Source organism: Vreelandella rituensis, assembly GCF_003336665.1.
Lineage (GTDB): Bacteria > Pseudomonadota > Gammaproteobacteria > Pseudomonadales > Halomonadaceae > Vreelandella > Vreelandella rituensis.
Genome location: NZ_QPIJ01000005.1, coordinates 38,258 through 54,730 on the forward strand (window position 1 = coordinate 38,258; position 16,473 = coordinate 54,730).

The following is a 16,473-nucleotide window of genomic DNA, read 5'->3' on the forward strand; positions in this document are numbered from 1 at the left end:
GATCGAAAACATGCGACGCAAACGGCGCCCGAAGGCGCCGCTAACGTAACGTTACTTAAAATAACTCTGCTACAGCAGCAAGCGCCGAATATCGCTCAGCACCTCCGCCAGGAAGGCGGTGAAGCGCGCTGCATCCGCCCCGTTGATCGCTCGGTGATCGTAGGACAGCGACAGCGGCATCATCAGCCGTGGCTGGAAGGCGGTGCCGTCCCAGACCGGCTTCATCGACGCCTTGGACACCCCGAGGATGGCCACTTCCGGCGCATTGACGATCGGGGTGAACGCCGTGCCGCCGATCGACCCCAGACTCGAGATGGTGAAGCAGCCGCCGGTCATTTCCTCGCGCTTGAGTTTCTTGGTCTGGGCCTTCTTGCCCAGCTCGGCCATGTCCTTGGCGATCTCGATCAACGACTTCTTGTCGGCATCGCGCACCACCGGCACCATCAGTCCGGCCGGAGTATCCACCGCCACGCCGATATGCACGTAGTGCTTCCACACCAGCGTCTCGCCGTCGCCCTTCAGGCTGACGTTGAACTGCGGGAACTTCCTAAGCGCAAAGGCACAGGCCTTGACCATGAACGGCAGCGGGGTGAGCTTGGCGCCCTGGGCTTCCGCTTCGGCCTTCATCGCCTTGCGAAACGCTTCGAGCTCGGTGATGTCGGCTTCGTCGAACTGGGTCACGTGGGGCACGTTCAGCCAGCTGCGGTGCAGGTTGGTTGCGCCCATCTTGAGCAACCGCCCCATGGGCTTTTCTTCGATCTCGCCGAACTGGCTAAAGTCGACCTCGGGAATCGGCGGGATGCCCGCGCCACCGCTGGCGGCGGGGGCCGCACCGGGCTTGGCCTGGTTGGCAATCGCCTGCTTGACGTACTCATGCACGTCTTCCTTGAGTACCCGCTCCTTGGGGCCGCTGGGCTTGACCAGCCCCAGGTCCACGCCCAGCTCCCGGGCCAGCATGCGCACCGCCGGCCCGGCATGCACCAGCTTGCCGTCGCGCGGCTTGTGTGCAGCCATCTGGGCTTCGGGGCTCGGGGTGCCGGGGGGCGTTTCCGCCTTGGCGGCCGGCTTGTCAGCCTTGGGCGCCGGGGCGCTCTTTTCGGCCGACTGTGGCTTGGCTTTCTTGGCCGGCTTGGTGCCCGCCACCTCCATGATACCGATTACGTCGCCTTCGGAGACCGTGTCACCTTCCTTGACGGTTAGCTCGACGATCCGGCCCTTGTAAGGGCTGGGCACGTCCATCGAAGCCTTGTCGGACTCCAGGGTGATCAGCGGATCTTCCTCATTGACCTCGTCACCGGCCGCCACGCCGATCTCGATGATCGGTACATCCGTGGAACCGGACAGATCCGGCACCCGAATTTCCTTGCGCTCGGGCTCGCCGTTGCCGGTTTCTTCTTCGGCAGTACTTTCGGTAGCGTCTGCCTCTGGCTCGCTAGCCGGCGCAGAGGCGGCTTCTTGCGCCGGTGCCGGCTCGTCGGCCGCGCCGTCACCGGCGATTTCCATTTGGCCGATCACATCGCCTTCGGAGACGGCATCGCCTTCCTTGACCGTCAAGCTGACGATCCTGCCGGTGTGTGGGCTAGGCATGTCCATGGAGGCCTTGTCGGACTCCAGGGTGATCAGGGTGTCTTCGGCGTCGACTTCGTCGCCTTCGGCCACCGCCACGTCGATGATCTCGACGTCGCTGTCGCCGCCCAGGTCCGGCACCTTGATGTCGACGGTCTGCTTACCGCCGCCGGCTTTTTTGGCGGCAGGCTTATCCGCCGCTGGCGGTGCTTGTTTCTCTTGCGATGACGGTCTTGCGTCGGGCTCAGGCTCGGCTGGGGCGGGCTTTTCGTCGTTTTCGCCGTCGCCGCCCCCCTCGATTTCCAGCTCGAGGATGTCGTCGCCTTCCGAGACCGTATCGCCTTCTTTCACCAGCACCTTGAGGACCTTGCCGCCTTTCGGGGCGGGCACGTCCATGCTGGCCTTATCGGATTCCAGGGTGATCAGGGTGTCTTCCGCGGCGATCACGTCGCCTTCGGCCACCGCGATCTCGATGATTTCGACACCTTCGCTGCCACCGATGTCGGGCACTTTGATGATTTCGCTACTCAAGGTCGCGCTCCTTCCAAATCGTGTCGAGCCGGCGGGCCTGGCCCGCCGGGCACCGGATCAGCTGGTCAGCGGGTTGGGCTTGTCGGGGTCGATGCCGTATTGCTTGATGGCCTCGCCGACCCGCTTGCGTTCGATCTCGCCGCGATCCGCCAGGGCCTTGAGCGCGGCGACCACCACGAAGTGGCGGTCCACTTCAAAGAAGTAGCGCAACTTCTCGCGGCTGTCGGAGCGCCCGTAGCCGTCGGTACCCAGTACCGTGTAGTCGCTGGGCACCCAGGCGCGGACCTGGTCGGCGTAGAGCTTCATGTAGTCGGTGGAGGCGATCACCGGCCCCTCGCGCCCGGCCAGGCACTGGGTGACATGCGGCGTGGCCGGGTCCTCGTCGGGGTGCAGGAAAGCCTGGCGGTCGACGGTCAGGGCGTCACGGCGCAGCTCGTTGAAGCTGGTGACGCTCCAGATGTCGGCGCCGATGCCCCAGTCCTTGGCCAGCAGCTCGGCGGCGGCTTCGACTTCGCGCAGGATGGTGCCGGAGCCCAGCAGCTGGACGCGGCCCTTGTCGCCCTTTGTCTCGCGCAGCAGGTACATGCCCTTGATGATGTCCTCGGCGGGGATCGTCTCGAGCTCGGGGTGCTCGTAGTTCTCGTTCATCACCGTGAGGTAGTAGAAGCAGTTTTCCTTGTCGGCGAACATGCGCTTCAGGCCGTCCTGGAGGATCACCGCGACCTCGTGGGCGTAGGTGGGGTCGTAGCTGCGGCAATTGGGGATGGTCGAGGCTTGGATCAGGCTGTGGCCGTCCTGGTGCTGCAGGCCTTCGCCGTTGAGCGTGGTGCGCCCGGCGGTGCCGCCGACCATGAAGCCGCGCGCCTGGAGGTCGCCGGCGGCCCAGGCGAGATCGCCGATGCGCTGGAAGCCGAACATGGAATAGTAGACGTAGAACGGCAGCAGGGTGACGTTGTTGTTCGAGTAGGAGGTAGCGGCGGCGATCCAGGCGGACATGGCACCAGCCTCGGAGATACCTTCCTCGAGGATCTGGCCTTGCTTGTCCTCGCGGTAGAACATGATCTGGCCCTTGTCCACCGGCTCGTACTTCTGGCCTTCGGAGGTGTAGATGCCCAGCTGGCGGAACATGCCTTCCATGCCGAAGGTGCGCGCTTCATCGGGGATGATCGGTACCACGCGTTTGCCCAGGGTCTTGTCCTTGACCAGGCCGTTGAGCACCCGCACGAAGGCCATGGTGGTGGAGACTTCGCGGCCCTTGGAGCCGCCGGTCTGGGAGGCGAAGATCTTGTGATCGAGCCCGGGGATCTCCAGCGCCTGGAAGTCGCTGCGCCGGCTGGGCAAATAGCCACCCAGGCGTTCGCGCTGCAGGTGCATGTACTTGAGCTCGGGGGAGTCGTCCTCGGGCTTGTAGTAGGGCACGTCCTTGAGCTGGTCGTCGGACAGGGGAATGCCGAAGCGGTCGCGGAAGGTCTTCAACGCCTCGTGTTCCATGGTCTTGATCTGGTGGGCTTCGTTGGCGGCTTCGCCGTCACCGCCGCCCATGCCGTAGCCCTTGACGGTGTGCGCCAGGATCACGGTAGGCTTGCCGCCGGCGTTCTGGGTGGCCTCGTGGTAGGCCGCATACACTTTGAAGGGGTCGTGGCCGCCGCGGTTGAGCTTCCAGATGTCCTCGTCGGACAGGTCCTTGACCATCGCGGCGGTTTCCGGGTACTTGCCGAAAAAGTGCTCGCGGGTGTAGGCGCCGCCGTTGGCCTTGTAGTTCTGGTACTCGCCGTCGACCGCCTCATCCATGCGCTTTTGCAGGATGCCTTTCTTGTCCTTCTCGAACAGGGGATCCCAGTGACGGCCCCAGACGACCTTGACCACGTTCCAGCCGGCGCCGCGGAACACCCCTTCCAGCTCGTCCATGATACGGCCGTTGCCGCGCACCGGGCCGTCCAGGCGCTGGAGGTTGCAGTTGACCACAAAGATCAGGTTGTCGAGGTTCTCGCGCCCGGCCAGGGAAATCGCGCCCAGCGATTCGGGCTCGTCGCACTCGCCGTCACCCATGAAACACCAGATCTTGCGATCGTGCATGTCCTTCATTTCACGCGAGTGCAGGTACTTCATCACGTGAGCCTGGTAGATCGCCTGGATCGGGCCCAGACCCATGGAGACTGTGGGGAACTGCCAGAAGTCGGGCATCAGCCAGGGGTGCGGGTAGGACGACAGGCCGTCGCCGTCGACTTCCTGACGGAACTTGTCCATCTGCGCTTCGGACAGGCGGCCTTCGAGGAAGGCGCGGGCATAGATGCCCGGCGCCACATGGCCCTGGATGTAGATCAGGTCGCCTTCAAAGTCGCCGTTGGGGGCGCGGAAGAAGTGGTTGAAGCCCACATCATAGAGCGTTGCCGCCGACATGAAGCTGGCAATATGGCCGCCCACCCCGGGGCAGGCGCGGTTGTTGCGGATCACCTGGGCGATGGCGTTGTAGCGGATGATGGAACGAATGCGGCGTTCCATGAACAGGTCGCCCGGCATCGGCGCTTCGCGGTGGACCGGGATGGTGTTGCGGTGCGGGGTTGTCACCGAGAAGGGCACCTTCATCCCGTCTCGGCGCAGCCGGTCCGCCAGGCGGGTCATCAGGTAGCGGGCACGATCCTCACCCTCGCGATCCAGTACCGACTCCAGGGAATCCATCCATTCCGTGGTTTCGGTCAGATCGAGATCTTCTCTTGTCTCCAGACTCATAGAGGTCTCTCCGAATGACGATAAATGACAATGGCCCCGCAACCTCAGGGCCGGCCGGCGATAGCGACGCTTACGCCGTGAACCAATGATAAATCGCTGTAAAGAGCATCAACCATAATAGACGGCAACAGCACCGAATTGGAATTTGGCTCTATATTCAACGAACTATATTCCGCGAGCTATATTCAACGACTATCTAATTTCAAAACGAATCACGTAATTTCAAAATGTAGTAAAGCTACAAAAATGTTAAAAATAACTGGCTTGTACAGCAGAAGATACCTCAAAGTCGCCACGCTGCCAATTCACCGCAACAGGAAAAGCCTATCGAAAACAAAGTACTGCACTGCAGCATAAGCATTGCCCAGAATATCGCGTCTTACGACCAAGGCGCAGCAACTTGTAGTCAAACTACCGTTTTATAGGTTTTAGACGATAGTCCAGCCAGATAGCCGCGAAAATATTGCCAATCAAATGCCGGTCCAGGGTCGGTCTTGCGCAACGGCGCCACCTGGGCGTGGCTGGTAATACGTTCGGGCGTAAGAGAAGGATAGCAGTCCATCAAGTTTTTGGTGGCACACGCCAAGGCATGATATTGAGCCTGGGTGAAAGGCGTCTCGTCATCTCCTTCAAGCTCGATACCCACTGAAAGATCATTGAGTGCGCGGCGCCACTGCTTGCAACGTGCATCGAACCAGATAGAGCGCCCGGCATGCCAGGCCCGCGACTCGAAGGGGACGAACTGGACGCACTTACCGTCGCGGCGAATCAGCAAATGTGCCGAGACGCGCAAATGGGCGATCTCACTAAAAAATTCATCCGCATCCGGATCAAGGCGGTTCAGAAACAAGGCCTCTATTGCATCGCCATGAAACTGCCCCGGTGGCAAACTGATAGCATGCAGGAGCAGTAACGAGACTTCGCCTTCGGGACGCTGATCCTGATTGGGCGAATCCACCCGGCACGCTGCCCCCCACCACCCTTGTTCGATTGAATCTTGATGGACTGGACGTTGGTCGACTGCACTTTTCTCCATGGTTTGTTGTCGCTTGATCACCTTGCCCCCTGACGTTGCGCTGTGACTTTTCCTATAATGCTCAACTATATGTTATTCCTTCTGCTGAAAGGCACGCTATGCATTATCAAACCGCCCTTATCGATGAAATCCGTAACAGCGCCGCGCACCTGTTGGCGGAAGACGTCGGCCCCGGGGACATTACCGCTGAATTGATCCCCGACACCCAGTGGGCCACCGCTCATGTGATTACCCGAGAGGCTGCGGTGCTATGCGGTGTTGCTTGGGTCGATGAGGTATTTCGCCGCCTGGACAGCCGTGTGGTGCTCCATTGGCTGGCCGCGGATGGTGACAGCTTGGAAGCCGGGCAACGCTTTGTGGAAATGGAGGGTCCTGCGCGCAGTCTATTGACCGGCGAACGTGCCGCACTCAATCTGCTGCAGACACTTTCCGCCACCGCGACAGCCACACGGCATTATGTGAACTTGATCGAAAATACCGGTGTACGTCTGCTGGATACGCGCAAGACACTACCTGGCATGCGTTTAGCGCAAAAATACGCGGTGACTTGCGGCGGTGGGCATAACCACCGTATCGGTCTGTGGGATGCTTTTCTTATCAAGGAAAATCATATTGCTGCCTGTGGCGGTATCGAAGCGGCAATCAACCAGGCTCACAAGATTGCCAAGGAACTTGCCGTGGAAATCGAAGTGGAAACGTTCGATGAGCTCGATCAGGCACTGGCGGCGGGCGCCGATACTATCATGCTGGATAACTTCTCACTGGACGATATGCGCGAAGCGGTCAAACGTACCGCAGGACGCGCTGTCCTGGAAGCCTCGGGGAACGTCGACGCAAGCACGCTGCGCGCCATTGCCGAGACCGGCGTTGACTGTATTTCCAGCGGTGCGTTAACCAAGGATATCAAAGCCATCGACCTTTCCATGCGCATCACCCAGACGCGCTCACAAACGTGATGCCAAGCATCGCCTAGGTTTCTACCGCCACGATTGGCTTTTTCAAATGGTGGCGACGCAACCGCTCGCCGCCACGCTCGACCCATTCCTCACCTAAGTCACGCCAGCCCCGTCGCAGCAAACGTTCACAAAGCATCAGGCTGGCGTCTATCTGGATATGCTGGATGCCATGTTCCAGCAACAAACGCTCGGCATGGATCAACAAGGTGGTGCCAATACCCCGCCCGGCCAACGTCGGCCAGACGTAGAGAGTGACCACGCGACCTGTGGGAATATCCAGCTCCAGAAAAGCCACGCAACGGCCATCACAGGTAGCCACCAGGGTGGTATAAAGCGCCTGACGCACCGCCCAGGCACTGGCTTCTCGCGGCAGTGCCGAAGCCCAGGCCTGGCGCTGCGTCAAGTCGTATTGCGCCGTCGCACCTTGCATCACCGCATGGTAAAACACTTCCGCCTGGTCGGCCGCATCACGCGACAGGGCGGCACGATAAAGTATGCGAGGGCTAGTCATCCGGTTATCCTTATTGGTTGGCGCGTCTTGGCAGACTAAGCACTTTGCTTAAACGACTCAAGCCGCACCGTCTCGATTACTTTCCACGATACCCTGCTCCCTATGCCTGATTCATCTTTCGCAGCTGCTCACTTTTCACTCACTTCTATCGGTGTGATCGAAAGCGATTACCCGGATAAATTCGGCATTCCGCGCCAGCCGGGCCTGGCCCCGGCGGCGCGCGCCACGCTTGTGCTGACACCCCCGCACAATGACGCCTTGGCGGTACGCGGACTGGAAGCCTTTAGCCACCTGTGGCTAAGCTTCATTTTTCATCAGAGCCCTGAACGCTGGACACCGTTAGTGCGTCCACCTCGCCTGGGCGGCAATGCCAAAGTCGGCGTATTTGCCAGCCGCAGCACCCATCGCCCCAACCGTCTGGGACTTTCGCTGGTGGAGCTTACGCGCGTGGACACTACCCAGGGTGTGCGCCTGGAATTAGCTGGTTGCGACCTGGTCAGCGGCACGCCGGTGGTGGATATCAAGCCCTACTTACCTTGGGCGGAAGCACACCCGGAAGCACGTTCCGGCTTTGCTCCCCAGCCGCCTGAAGCCTGCCCGGTGAGCTTTTCCCCTTCTGCTGTTTGCGACTTGGCGCAACACCCTGAGGGGGAATCGCTAACGCTGCTCATCAGCCAAGTGCTTGCCCAGGACCCTCGCCCGGCCTATCGCAAGAACAGCACAGCGGACCGCCTCCATGGAGTCAGGCTCAGAGACGTGGATGTGCGCTTTCGCGCTGTAATAAACAATGACGCCACGACTCTGGAAGTCGTGGCGATCGTCGCGGTTTAAGGCAGGGCTGGCTTGCAGGAAAGGCGGTTCAGGCAGGGAATTCGATTCCGATGCGTCGGCCGACTTCCTCGTAGGCTTCGATGACACCACCCAGGCCTTGGCGGAAGCGATCCTTGTCCAGCTTTTCGCGGGTCTCGGCATCCCACAGTCGGCAACCGTCCGGCGAGAATTCATCCCCCAACACGATCTTACCCTTGAAGACACCGAATTCGAGCTTGTAATCCACCAGCAATAGCCCACCTTGAGCGAACAACGCCTTGAGCACGTCGTTCACCTGGTAAGTCAGCGCTTTCATTTCAGCCAGTTGCTCGGGTTTCGCCCACCCGAAGGTTTCCGCCAATGACTCGTTGATCATGGGGTCGCCCTTCTCATCGTCCTTCAGAAACAACTCGAAGGTCGGCGGGGCAAGTTCGATGCCTTCTTCCACGCCCAGCCGTTTGACCAACCCGCCGGCCGCAATGTTACGCACCACACATTCCACCGGAATCATGTCGAGCTTCTTGACCAGGCTTTCGGTGGCATTCAGACGTTTTTCAAAATGCGTCGGCACCCCGGCTTCCTGCAGGCGCGCCATGATGAAGGCATTGAACACATTGTTGACCATGCCCTTGCGGGCCAAGGCTTCTTTTTTCTTACCATCAAAGGCACTGGTATCATCACGAAACTGCAGCACCAACCGGTCTTGATCATCGGTGGTGTAGACGGATTTCGCCTTACCGGCATAAAGTTCTTGACGCTTTTCCATGAGGGCTCCGAAGGAGAGTCAAAACAAAGGTAACAACCGATCAGTCGGCACTCAGCGCAGATAGCTGGATACCCGTTCCAGCAGTTCTCGTTGGTCTTGCGAGGTAAGGTCACGCTCGCTGGCATTGATCGCCCGCAGTACCGTCTGATCGGCACTCACGGATTCCAGCGCCAGGCGGATGCGTTGCGACATCTGACTGACGTCCGGGGTGATCAGGCCCAACAGAAAGCCACGCTCGCGCTTCTCGCTGGGGGTATAGTCCACGATAAACTCATGTGCCTGAGGGTCTTCCGACAACAGTTCATGCTGCCCTTCTTGAGCGAACTCAAGCGTCAGGAAATGATTGAGTTCCGCCCATACCCTGTCGATATTGCGGGGAATGATGACTTTCCACTCGTCTCCTTCCTGCTCCAGCTGGATGTATGCGCTACGATCCAGACGCTGGGCGGAAAGTGAAGATGATACGGAATCAGCCAGGGCGCTACGGGCGCTGAAGTGATTTTCCAACGCATCCAGACAGGCACCCAATGTCTGACCGCCGCGTTCACAGCGCACTTCGCTGTTACCGGCACGCAAGCCACTTTCCAGCCGAATACGCCCCTGAGTGGTTTCGATAACCCCACGCTCGGCATCGCTCTCTTGCACACCGAGCCGCCGCGACTGGACGAAATCTTCCAGCTGCGACCAAACCGCGCCGGGAGGCGCCGCGACCACCAGCCAGCTTTGCCCATCGATATCGCGGCGCTCCACGTAATCCTGCTCAGCGCCACTACCGGCAAGTGCTCTTGGCGGCCTGACCAGAGCGGGTTCGGAAGGTCGGGTATTTTCAGAGGTGACAGGCGGCACTGGCATGGCGTCGCCATACTGTCGCATATCGCGACTTTCCGGCAATGCCAAGGGTGCACTGGGCGTGGTTTCCACATAGTCCAGGTTACGGTCATGGTAGAAACCATCACGCGCACACCCTGCCAATGACATGGCCGCCACTAGCGTCAACGGCATCCATTTGAGTGCAGGGTTATTAAGCGCAAATTTCATCAAGCCACCTTAGCAATCTACAGTTCGGGACCCGGCGACGGCTCACCGGTATATGCGCCTGCTCAACAAGGCGATCATTCCTCGATCACACCAGCCAATTGCAGCGCTTCACTGACCGTGGCGTGGTATTTTTCCGAAAGCCAGGTAAGCGGCAATCGGATACCGGGTTCGGCATACCCCATGCGGTGTAGAGCCCATTTCACCGCAATAGGATTCGACTCAATCCCCAGGTTAGTATGCAACGGCATCAGGCGCGTATTGATTTGGTGAGCCTTGTCGGCATCCCCGGCTACCGCCGCCGCGCACAACTCATGCATTGCCCTGGGCGCTACGTTGGCGGTCACCGAGATATCGCCATGGCCGCCCATCAGCATGAAGTCGCAGGCGGTAGCATCATCACCTGAATAAAGCATGAAACCACTGCCTTCCAAGCGCTTGATCAAGTCTTCCGCACGCTCGAGATTGCCGGTGGCATCCTTCAAACCAATGATATTATCGATTTTGGCCAAGCGTACCACGGTCTCATTGTACAGATCCGAGCAGGTACGCCCCGGCACGTTGTACAGGATAACCGGCAATTGGCTGCCTTCGGCCACCGCCTTGAAGTGTTGATACAGCCCTTCTTGGGTCGGCTTGTTGTAATACGGACACACGGAGAGACAGTAATCCGCACCCACTTCGCTGGCATAGCGTGCCAATTCCACGGCTTCCGACGTGGCGTTGGCACCGGTACCCGCAATCACCGGAATTCGCCCGTTGACTTGCTCGACCACGCTGCGAATCACATCGAAGTGCTCGGCGAATGACATGGTGGTGGGTTCACCGGTGGTACCGGCGGCGACAATACCATCGGTGCCGTTGTCGAGATGGAAGTTCACTAGACGACGAAGCGCCTCCCAGTCGATGTCGCCATTGACTTTCATCGGCGTCGCCAGGGCGACAATACTGCCTGTGATCATCCGTTCATTCCTCTATTTCGGAGGTACCCGCTGACAAAAAATCGGCGCAGCGTCAAACATAACGCCCTGCCGCCACGTAAGGGACAAATGGTACTCAGGCGACTCGAGTGTGTACAGCGCAAAGCCACCTGTCTTTTTTCAGCCTGCGCAAATGCGTTTTGACAGCAGGCTGCGGGTTGCGTGTAATCGGCACCTTAACCTACCACCCCATGAGGAATTTCCATGAGTCTCAGTCTAGGCCAGCCCGTTCCGGATTTTACCGCCCAGGCCACCGGTGACGCCACCATCACGCTTTCGGATCTCAAGGGAAAGCAGGTGGTGGTGTACTTTTACCCCAAGGCCAGCACGCCAGGCTGCACCACGGAAGGCGGCGATTTTCGCGATCTCAAGCAAGCCTTCGATGCGGCCGACACCCTGATACTCGGCGTCTCGCGTGACGGCATTCGTGCTCAGGAAAACTTCAAGGCCAAGCAGGGCTTTAATTTCGAGCTTATCTCGGACAAGGACGAAGCCGTTTGTCGGCTATTCGAAGTGATCAAACTCAAGAAGCTCTACGGCAAGGAGCATCTTGGGATCGAACGCAGCACTTTCCTGATCGATAAAGGCGGTCGACTTGCCCGCGAGTGGCGCAAGGTCAAGGTAAAAGGTCACGTCGACGAGGTGTTGGAAGCCGCCCAGGCGCTGCATGAAGGTAAATGATCGCGCCTGACTATGTCCAGCTTGACCACACACATCGCCTGCTCCCGCCTAACAGCATTTGCGGGCGAGTGAATCATCAACCCTGTCCCGCTTCCAACGCTTGTTTTTCATGGCGCTTACGGATACCCCGCGGCCAGGCATACACCAGCGCCTTGAGCAAGGTAGCCAGCGGTATCGCAAAGAATATCCCCCAGAAGCCCCAGATCCCGCCGAAAAACAGCACCGCCACGATGATCGAGACCGGGTGCAGATTAACCGCTTCGGAAAACAATACCGGCACCAGCACATTGCCATCCAGCGCCTGGATAATTGCGTAGGCAATCAAGACATAGGCGAACTGTTCACTAAGACCGAAATGAAACCCGGCCACGGCGGCAACCGGCAGGGTCGCCACCGCCGCCCCGATGTAAGGCACCAATACCGAGAACCCCACCAATACCGCCAGCAAGGCTGAATAGGGCAAGCCGAAGTAAGCGAACGTCAAGAAAGTGACCGTACCTACAATGATGATCTCGATGAACTTGCCACGCACATAGTTGGCAATCTGGACGTCCATCTCCTGCCAGACACGCTCCATCAAGTTGCGTTTTTGCGGTAACAAGGAGAGCGTGAAGGCAACTAGCTTCTGGCGGTCCTTGAGCATGAAGAACACCAGGATGGGAACCAGTACCAGGTAGATGATCAACGACAGGACATTACCCAGCGAGGCCAGCGAAAGCGTCAGCGCACGTTGGCCCAACTGAGTGATTTCACGGCTTGCCACGCCGATCCAGCTTTGCATTTGATCGGGCGTGATCAGGTTGGGGTAGCGACCCTGAAGCTCATCGAGCCAGCGCTGGCCACTGGCGAACATACGCGGGGTTTCCTGCAACAAGCTCACCATCTGGTTCCAGATCAATGGCATGAGAATAAACGCCATGCTCAACAGTATGCTGATGAACCCCAGAAATATCACGATCACCGCGAGCAGGTGGGGCACCCCTCGGCGGGTCAACGCATTCACTCCCCCCTGCAACAGGAAGGCAATCACCAATGAGGTGAAAAAAGGCGCCAACATACGCCCGAACCAGATCACCGCAGCGAACCCCACCACCAATACCAGTAGCAGAATAATCGCCTCTTCATCGGAAAAGTAACGATCCACCCAGCCTTTCAATAATGCCTGCATGGTCATGAAATGGGAGCTCCGCCCTTACGAATCCAGTAATGATAGATGTCACCGCGTGTTTCACGCGCGATCAATTCATGTTCACTCTGCGCGGTAAAAGAGTCAAAATCACGCCAGGAGCCGGCATCCGTGGCCTGCACTTCCAGTAACTCACCAGGCGCCAAGCGCGATAGCGCCTGCTTGGCCTTGAGCAATGGCAGCGGACATGAAAGCCCACAGGCATTCAATACCGTATCGGGTTGCATAGAGCTGGGTTGCATAAAACTGGAAACTCCCATGAGAATGCCATGCATACCAATGGCACCCTGTTTCGATAAAACTTTTTCAATAAACGCTTTCAATAAAATTCTTTCGACAAAACCCTGAGGATTTAACGGCACTTCCGCCTGTGAATCAATGTCACAACGTTACTGATTGCTTAACATCCCGCTTTTTTCATCTTTTCAGCCCATTTCATTTACCTTGTTCTTTTAGCATGGCTCTTGCTTGTTCTCGTTCACGCTCACTATTCGGTCCATTCACGCCCCTACTCATGAGGATGTACCATGTTGTCTTCCGCTCTACATCGGTATTGCTCTGGCTGGCTGATACTTTGCATCCTCAACCTGATGCTTTTCAGCACCCATGCCTTGGCTTTCGACGAATCACGCCTGCCCAGCCTGAGCAGCAGCGCCACGCAAACGGCGGGCAACGAGGAGTATCGCCTTGGGCGTGCCTGGCTACGTCAATTTCGCGCCCATGCCCCTGAATGGGATGATGCAATAGCGGCTGATTACATCGACAGCCTCGTTTCCCGGTTACTTCCTCACAGCCAATTGGGCAGTACCCGCACCAGCATCGTGATGGTCGATAACGACGCCTTGAATGCCTTCGCCGTGCCCGGCGGCGTCATCGGCGTCAACGCCGGACTCTTTGCCTTTGCCGAAGATGAAGGCGCCTTTGTATCGGTTCTGGCCCATGAACTGGGGCACCTCTCGCAACGCCACTATGCGCGAGGCACAGCACGTGCCGAGCAAACCCAGCTTCCCGCCATGGCGGGAATGCTGGCGGGAATGCTGATAGCCGCAAGCGGTGGTGGCGATGCCGGCATCGCTGCGGCGATAGGCTCCCAGGCGGCATTGGCGCAGGACCAACTCCGTTACTCGCGACGCTTCGAACAGGAAGCCGACCGCCTAGGCCTGCAAACCATGGCCGATGCCGGCTTCGAACCCGCCGCCATGGTGCGCATGTTTCGTGCCATGCAACGCATGGCCAGCCTGCAAGGCGGCACCCCACCGGAATTCCTGCTTACCCACCCGGTTTCCGAGGCACGCCTGAGCGATGCTCAATCACGCGCTTCACAACTGCAAGCGGCCTCGTCCGGCGATCGCAACCCCATGTATGCCTTGATAAGGGCGCGGGCTCTGGCACATATCCACGCCGACCGCCCGCAGCAGGCAATCACTCGGCTGGCGGAAAGCCCGGTTGCAGAGGACACCGCCAAACGCTATCTCCAGGCGTTACTCGACGCTCAGGCCGGACGTACCGACGAGGCCTTGAATGAGATTGATCAACTCGCTCGAGCATTGCCCGACCTGGCCATATTCCCGGCTTCCGCTGCGGAGGTCGCGCTCAAGGCTCGCCGCTATGAAGAAGCTGCCCAGCGCAGCCATCGCCTGCTGCGCTTGATGCCCAATCACCTTCCGGCGCAGATGGTGCTTGGCGAAGCACTCTTGCAGCGCCAGCCAGACGAGGCCTATCGCGTCCTGCGCGACATTACCCTTCAATATCCGGAAAATGCACAAGCATTCAGCTTATTGGCGGAAGCCGCTGGGCGCAGCGATCGAGAAGCCTGGGGACATCTCGCCCGTGCCGAGCAGTTACAGCTCACCGGGCGGATTGATCGGGGTATTAGGCAACTGGATATCGCCAAGGGCGTAGCTGAGAAACAAAATGATCGCCAAGCCTTAGGGCGCATCGAGCAGCGCCGCGAAGATTTTGTCGACTATCGGGAAACGTTGGAAAAATTCGGACGTTAAACGCTCTAAAGCCCACTCGATAAACCAGAAGCGCTGAAGCCAAGAATCAGCTCCAGCGCTACAAAAGTCATCACCGGGCAAGAACCTGTCAGGCGTTGAAGCTGAGCATGCGTTCCAAGGGTATTAACGCTTTTTGGCGCAGGGCGTCATCCACATGAATTTCTCCGCTACCCTGACGCAGCGCCTCCGCCAGGTTATCCAGACCGTTCATCGCCATCCACGGGCAATGGGCGCAGCTCTTGCAAGTAGCGCCACTACCCGCCGTGGGCGCCTCGAACAATGTCTTGTGCGGCACCGCCTGCTGCATCTTGAAGAAGATGCCACGATCGGTCGCAACGATCAGTTTATCGTTGGGTAGCTCTTTTGCGGCCTTGATCAACTGCGAGGTCGAGCCTGTCACATCGGCCAATTCCACTACCGCAGCGGGAGACTCCGGGTGCACCAGAACGGCGGCATCCGGATAGAGGCGTTTCAGGCCTTCCACGCCCTTGGCCTTGAATTCTTCGTGAACGATACAGGCGCCGTCCCACAGCAACATGTCGGCACCGGTTTTTTTCTGGATGTAGCCTCCCAGGTGCTTATCCGGCGCCCACAAGATCTTCTCGCCTCGCGCCTGGAGATGTTCGATCACCTCCACGGCGATCGAGGAAGTCACCACCCAGTCCGCACGGGCCTTCACCGCCGCCGACGTATTGGCGTACACCACCACGGTACGGTCTGGGTGTGCGTCGCAGAATGCACTGAATTCATCCTCCGGACAGCCGATGTCCAGCGAACAGGTGGCCTCCAGAGTGGGCATCAGCACACGCTTTTCCGGAGACAGAATCTTGGCGGTTTCACCCATGAAGCGAACCCCGGCCACGACCAGGGTGGTGGCTTCGTGACGTGCACCGAAACGGGCCATCTCCAGGGAATCCGCCACGCAGCCGCCGGTTTCTTCAGCGAGCTGCTGAATGGCGTCGTCGGTATAATAATGTGCCACCAGCACCGCATTATGGGCTTTCAACAATCCCTTGATCTCTTCCACGCGCGCTTGGTCTTCGGCGGGAATGCGAGTGGGACAATACGGGCTGGGGATCTGAGCGATAAGCTCAGCTTGCTTGGTCATTATAGTCATCGTGTCTACCACTGTGACGGCAGGGGCTCCCCCTGCATGGCACCAGGCACGGCACTCATGCACTCCGCATGAACCATGCACCGAAATGGTGGCCGTGGCGTCTCTCGCGGTGGCCAACCAATAGCTATTCGGACCATTGTGCTGGCAATTCGTTGCACAGCGCAAGACCAAGGGCAGTGACAGAGGCCTAAACCGTGCCGCTATACTCATGGCCACACAGCAAAACGCCCCGTCAGCAAGCTGACAGGGCGTTGAAATTGGTGGGTCGTGTAGGATTCGAACCTACGACCAATTGGTTAAAAGCCAACTGCTCTACCAACTGAGCTAACGACCCGGACTTGCCTTTTACCGGTTTGATTCTTACCGATTTACTTCTCACATACCTGGCTTTCGCATACCTACTTCGCAATTCACACCACGTCCGAATGGTGGGTCGTGTAGGATTCGAACCTACGACCAATTGGTTAAAAGCCAACTGCTCTACCAACTGAGCTAACGACCCGCCTGAACGGGTGCAAATAATACGTATAGGAGCCCGCCATGGCAAGGATTTATTTTAACTTTTTCC

Annotated in this window: 14 protein-coding genes and 2 tRNA genes; 4 read left to right on the top strand and 12 right to left on the bottom strand. The window is 58.7% G+C overall.

Annotation, left to right across the window (positions count from 1 at the left end; genetic code table 11):
- Positions 1-69 precede the first annotated feature (69 nt).
- The 3 genes from aceF to ampD all read right to left on the bottom strand — a co-directional run bounded on the left by aceF (position 70) and on the right by ampD (position 5,863).
- Positions 70-2,097, bottom strand: a complete 2,028-nt coding sequence (gene aceF / locus DU506_RS04110) for a dihydrolipoyllysine-residue acetyltransferase (protein ID WP_114485681.1) — start codon at positions 2,095-2,097, stop codon at positions 70-72.
- 57 nt (positions 2,098-2,154) lie between these two features.
- The gene (gene aceE, locus DU506_RS04115; RefSeq protein ID WP_114485682.1) at positions 2,155-4,827 is read right to left on the bottom strand and encodes a pyruvate dehydrogenase (acetyl-transferring), homodimeric type; all 2,673 of its coding nucleotides are present in this window, start codon (positions 4,825-4,827) and stop codon (positions 2,155-2,157) included.
- Between the two features lie 406 nt (positions 4,828-5,233).
- Positions 5,234-5,863, bottom strand: a complete 630-nt coding sequence (ampD, locus tag DU506_RS04120) for a 1,6-anhydro-N-acetylmuramyl-L-alanine amidase AmpD (RefSeq protein ID WP_114485732.1) — start codon at positions 5,861-5,863, stop codon at positions 5,234-5,236.
- A gap of 98 nt (positions 5,864-5,961) precedes the next feature.
- On the opposite strand from ampD, the gene nadC reads away from it, so the two are divergent.
- The gene (gene nadC / locus DU506_RS04125; protein ID WP_114485683.1) at positions 5,962-6,819 is read left to right on the top strand and encodes a carboxylating nicotinate-nucleotide diphosphorylase; all 858 of its coding nucleotides are present in this window, start codon (positions 5,962-5,964) and stop codon (positions 6,817-6,819) included.
- A gap of 13 nt (positions 6,820-6,832) precedes the next feature.
- Here nadC and DU506_RS04130 read toward each other — a convergent pair whose 3' ends face one another.
- On the bottom strand, positions 6,833-7,330 hold the full coding sequence (locus DU506_RS04130; RefSeq protein WP_114485684.1) for a GNAT family N-acetyltransferase: 498 nt from the start codon (positions 7,328-7,330) through the stop codon (positions 6,833-6,835).
- A 102-nt stretch (positions 7,331-7,432) separates the two neighbouring features.
- Here DU506_RS04130 and tsaA point away from each other — a divergent pair, with 102 nt between their 5' ends.
- Entirely contained in the window at positions 7,433-8,161 is a 729-nt protein-coding gene (gene tsaA / locus DU506_RS04135) for a tRNA (N6-threonylcarbamoyladenosine(37)-N6)-methyltransferase TrmO (protein ID WP_114485685.1), read from the top strand.
- Positions 8,162-8,189: 28 nt separating this feature from the next.
- On the opposite strand, the gene purC is transcribed toward tsaA, so the two are convergent.
- The 3 genes from purC to dapA form a co-directional block, all read right to left on the bottom strand.
- On the bottom strand, positions 8,190-8,906 hold the full coding sequence (purC, locus tag DU506_RS04140) for a phosphoribosylaminoimidazolesuccinocarboxamide synthase (RefSeq protein ID WP_114485686.1): 717 nt from the start codon (positions 8,904-8,906) through the stop codon (positions 8,190-8,192).
- Positions 8,907-8,957: 51 nt separating this feature from the next.
- Positions 8,958-9,944, bottom strand: a complete 987-nt coding sequence (locus DU506_RS04145; protein ID WP_114485687.1) for an outer membrane protein assembly factor BamC — start codon at positions 9,942-9,944, stop codon at positions 8,958-8,960.
- A 74-nt stretch (positions 9,945-10,018) separates the two neighbouring features.
- A complete protein-coding gene (gene dapA / locus DU506_RS04150; RefSeq protein WP_114485688.1) occupies positions 10,019-10,903 on the bottom strand; it encodes a 4-hydroxy-tetrahydrodipicolinate synthase in 885 nt (294 codons plus the stop codon).
- Between the two features lie 222 nt (positions 10,904-11,125).
- Here dapA and DU506_RS04155 point away from each other — a divergent pair, with 222 nt between their 5' ends.
- Positions 11,126-11,602 carry a peroxiredoxin gene (locus DU506_RS04155; protein WP_114485689.1) on the top strand — a complete coding sequence of 159 codons (477 nt, stop codon included), beginning with the start codon at positions 11,126-11,128 and terminating at the stop codon, positions 11,600-11,602.
- A 76-nt stretch (positions 11,603-11,678) separates the two neighbouring features.
- Here the strand turns inward: DU506_RS04155 and DU506_RS04160 are convergent, their stop codons facing one another.
- Positions 11,679-12,776, bottom strand: a complete 1,098-nt coding sequence (locus DU506_RS04160; RefSeq protein ID WP_114485690.1) for an AI-2E family transporter — start codon at positions 12,774-12,776, stop codon at positions 11,679-11,681.
- Complete coding sequence (locus DU506_RS04165) at positions 12,773-13,030, bottom strand: sulfurtransferase TusA family protein (protein ID WP_114485733.1); 258 nt, start codon at positions 13,028-13,030, stop codon at positions 12,773-12,775. The genes DU506_RS04160 and DU506_RS04165 overlap by 4 nt, the downstream gene beginning before the upstream one ends.
- A 285-nt stretch (positions 13,031-13,315) precedes the next feature.
- Between DU506_RS04165 and DU506_RS04170 the strand changes: the two genes are divergently transcribed.
- Complete coding sequence (locus DU506_RS04170; RefSeq protein ID WP_114485691.1) at positions 13,316-14,788, top strand: M48 family metalloprotease; 1,473 nt, start codon at positions 13,316-13,318, stop codon at positions 14,786-14,788.
- Positions 14,789-14,876: 88 nt separating this feature from the next.
- On the opposite strand, the gene nadA is transcribed toward DU506_RS04170, so the two are convergent.
- The 3 genes from nadA to DU506_RS04185 form a co-directional block, all read right to left on the bottom strand.
- Positions 14,877-15,905: a quinolinate synthase NadA gene (gene nadA, locus DU506_RS04175; RefSeq protein WP_114485692.1), complete on the bottom strand. Its 1,029-nt coding sequence runs from the start codon at positions 15,903-15,905 to the stop codon at positions 14,877-14,879.
- A 258-nt stretch (positions 15,906-16,163) separates the two neighbouring features.
- Positions 16,164-16,239 (bottom strand) — tRNA-Lys (locus DU506_RS04180).
- Between the two features lie 92 nt (positions 16,240-16,331).
- Positions 16,332-16,407, bottom strand: a tRNA-Lys gene (locus tag DU506_RS04185).
- Positions 16,408-16,473 lie beyond the last annotated feature (66 nt).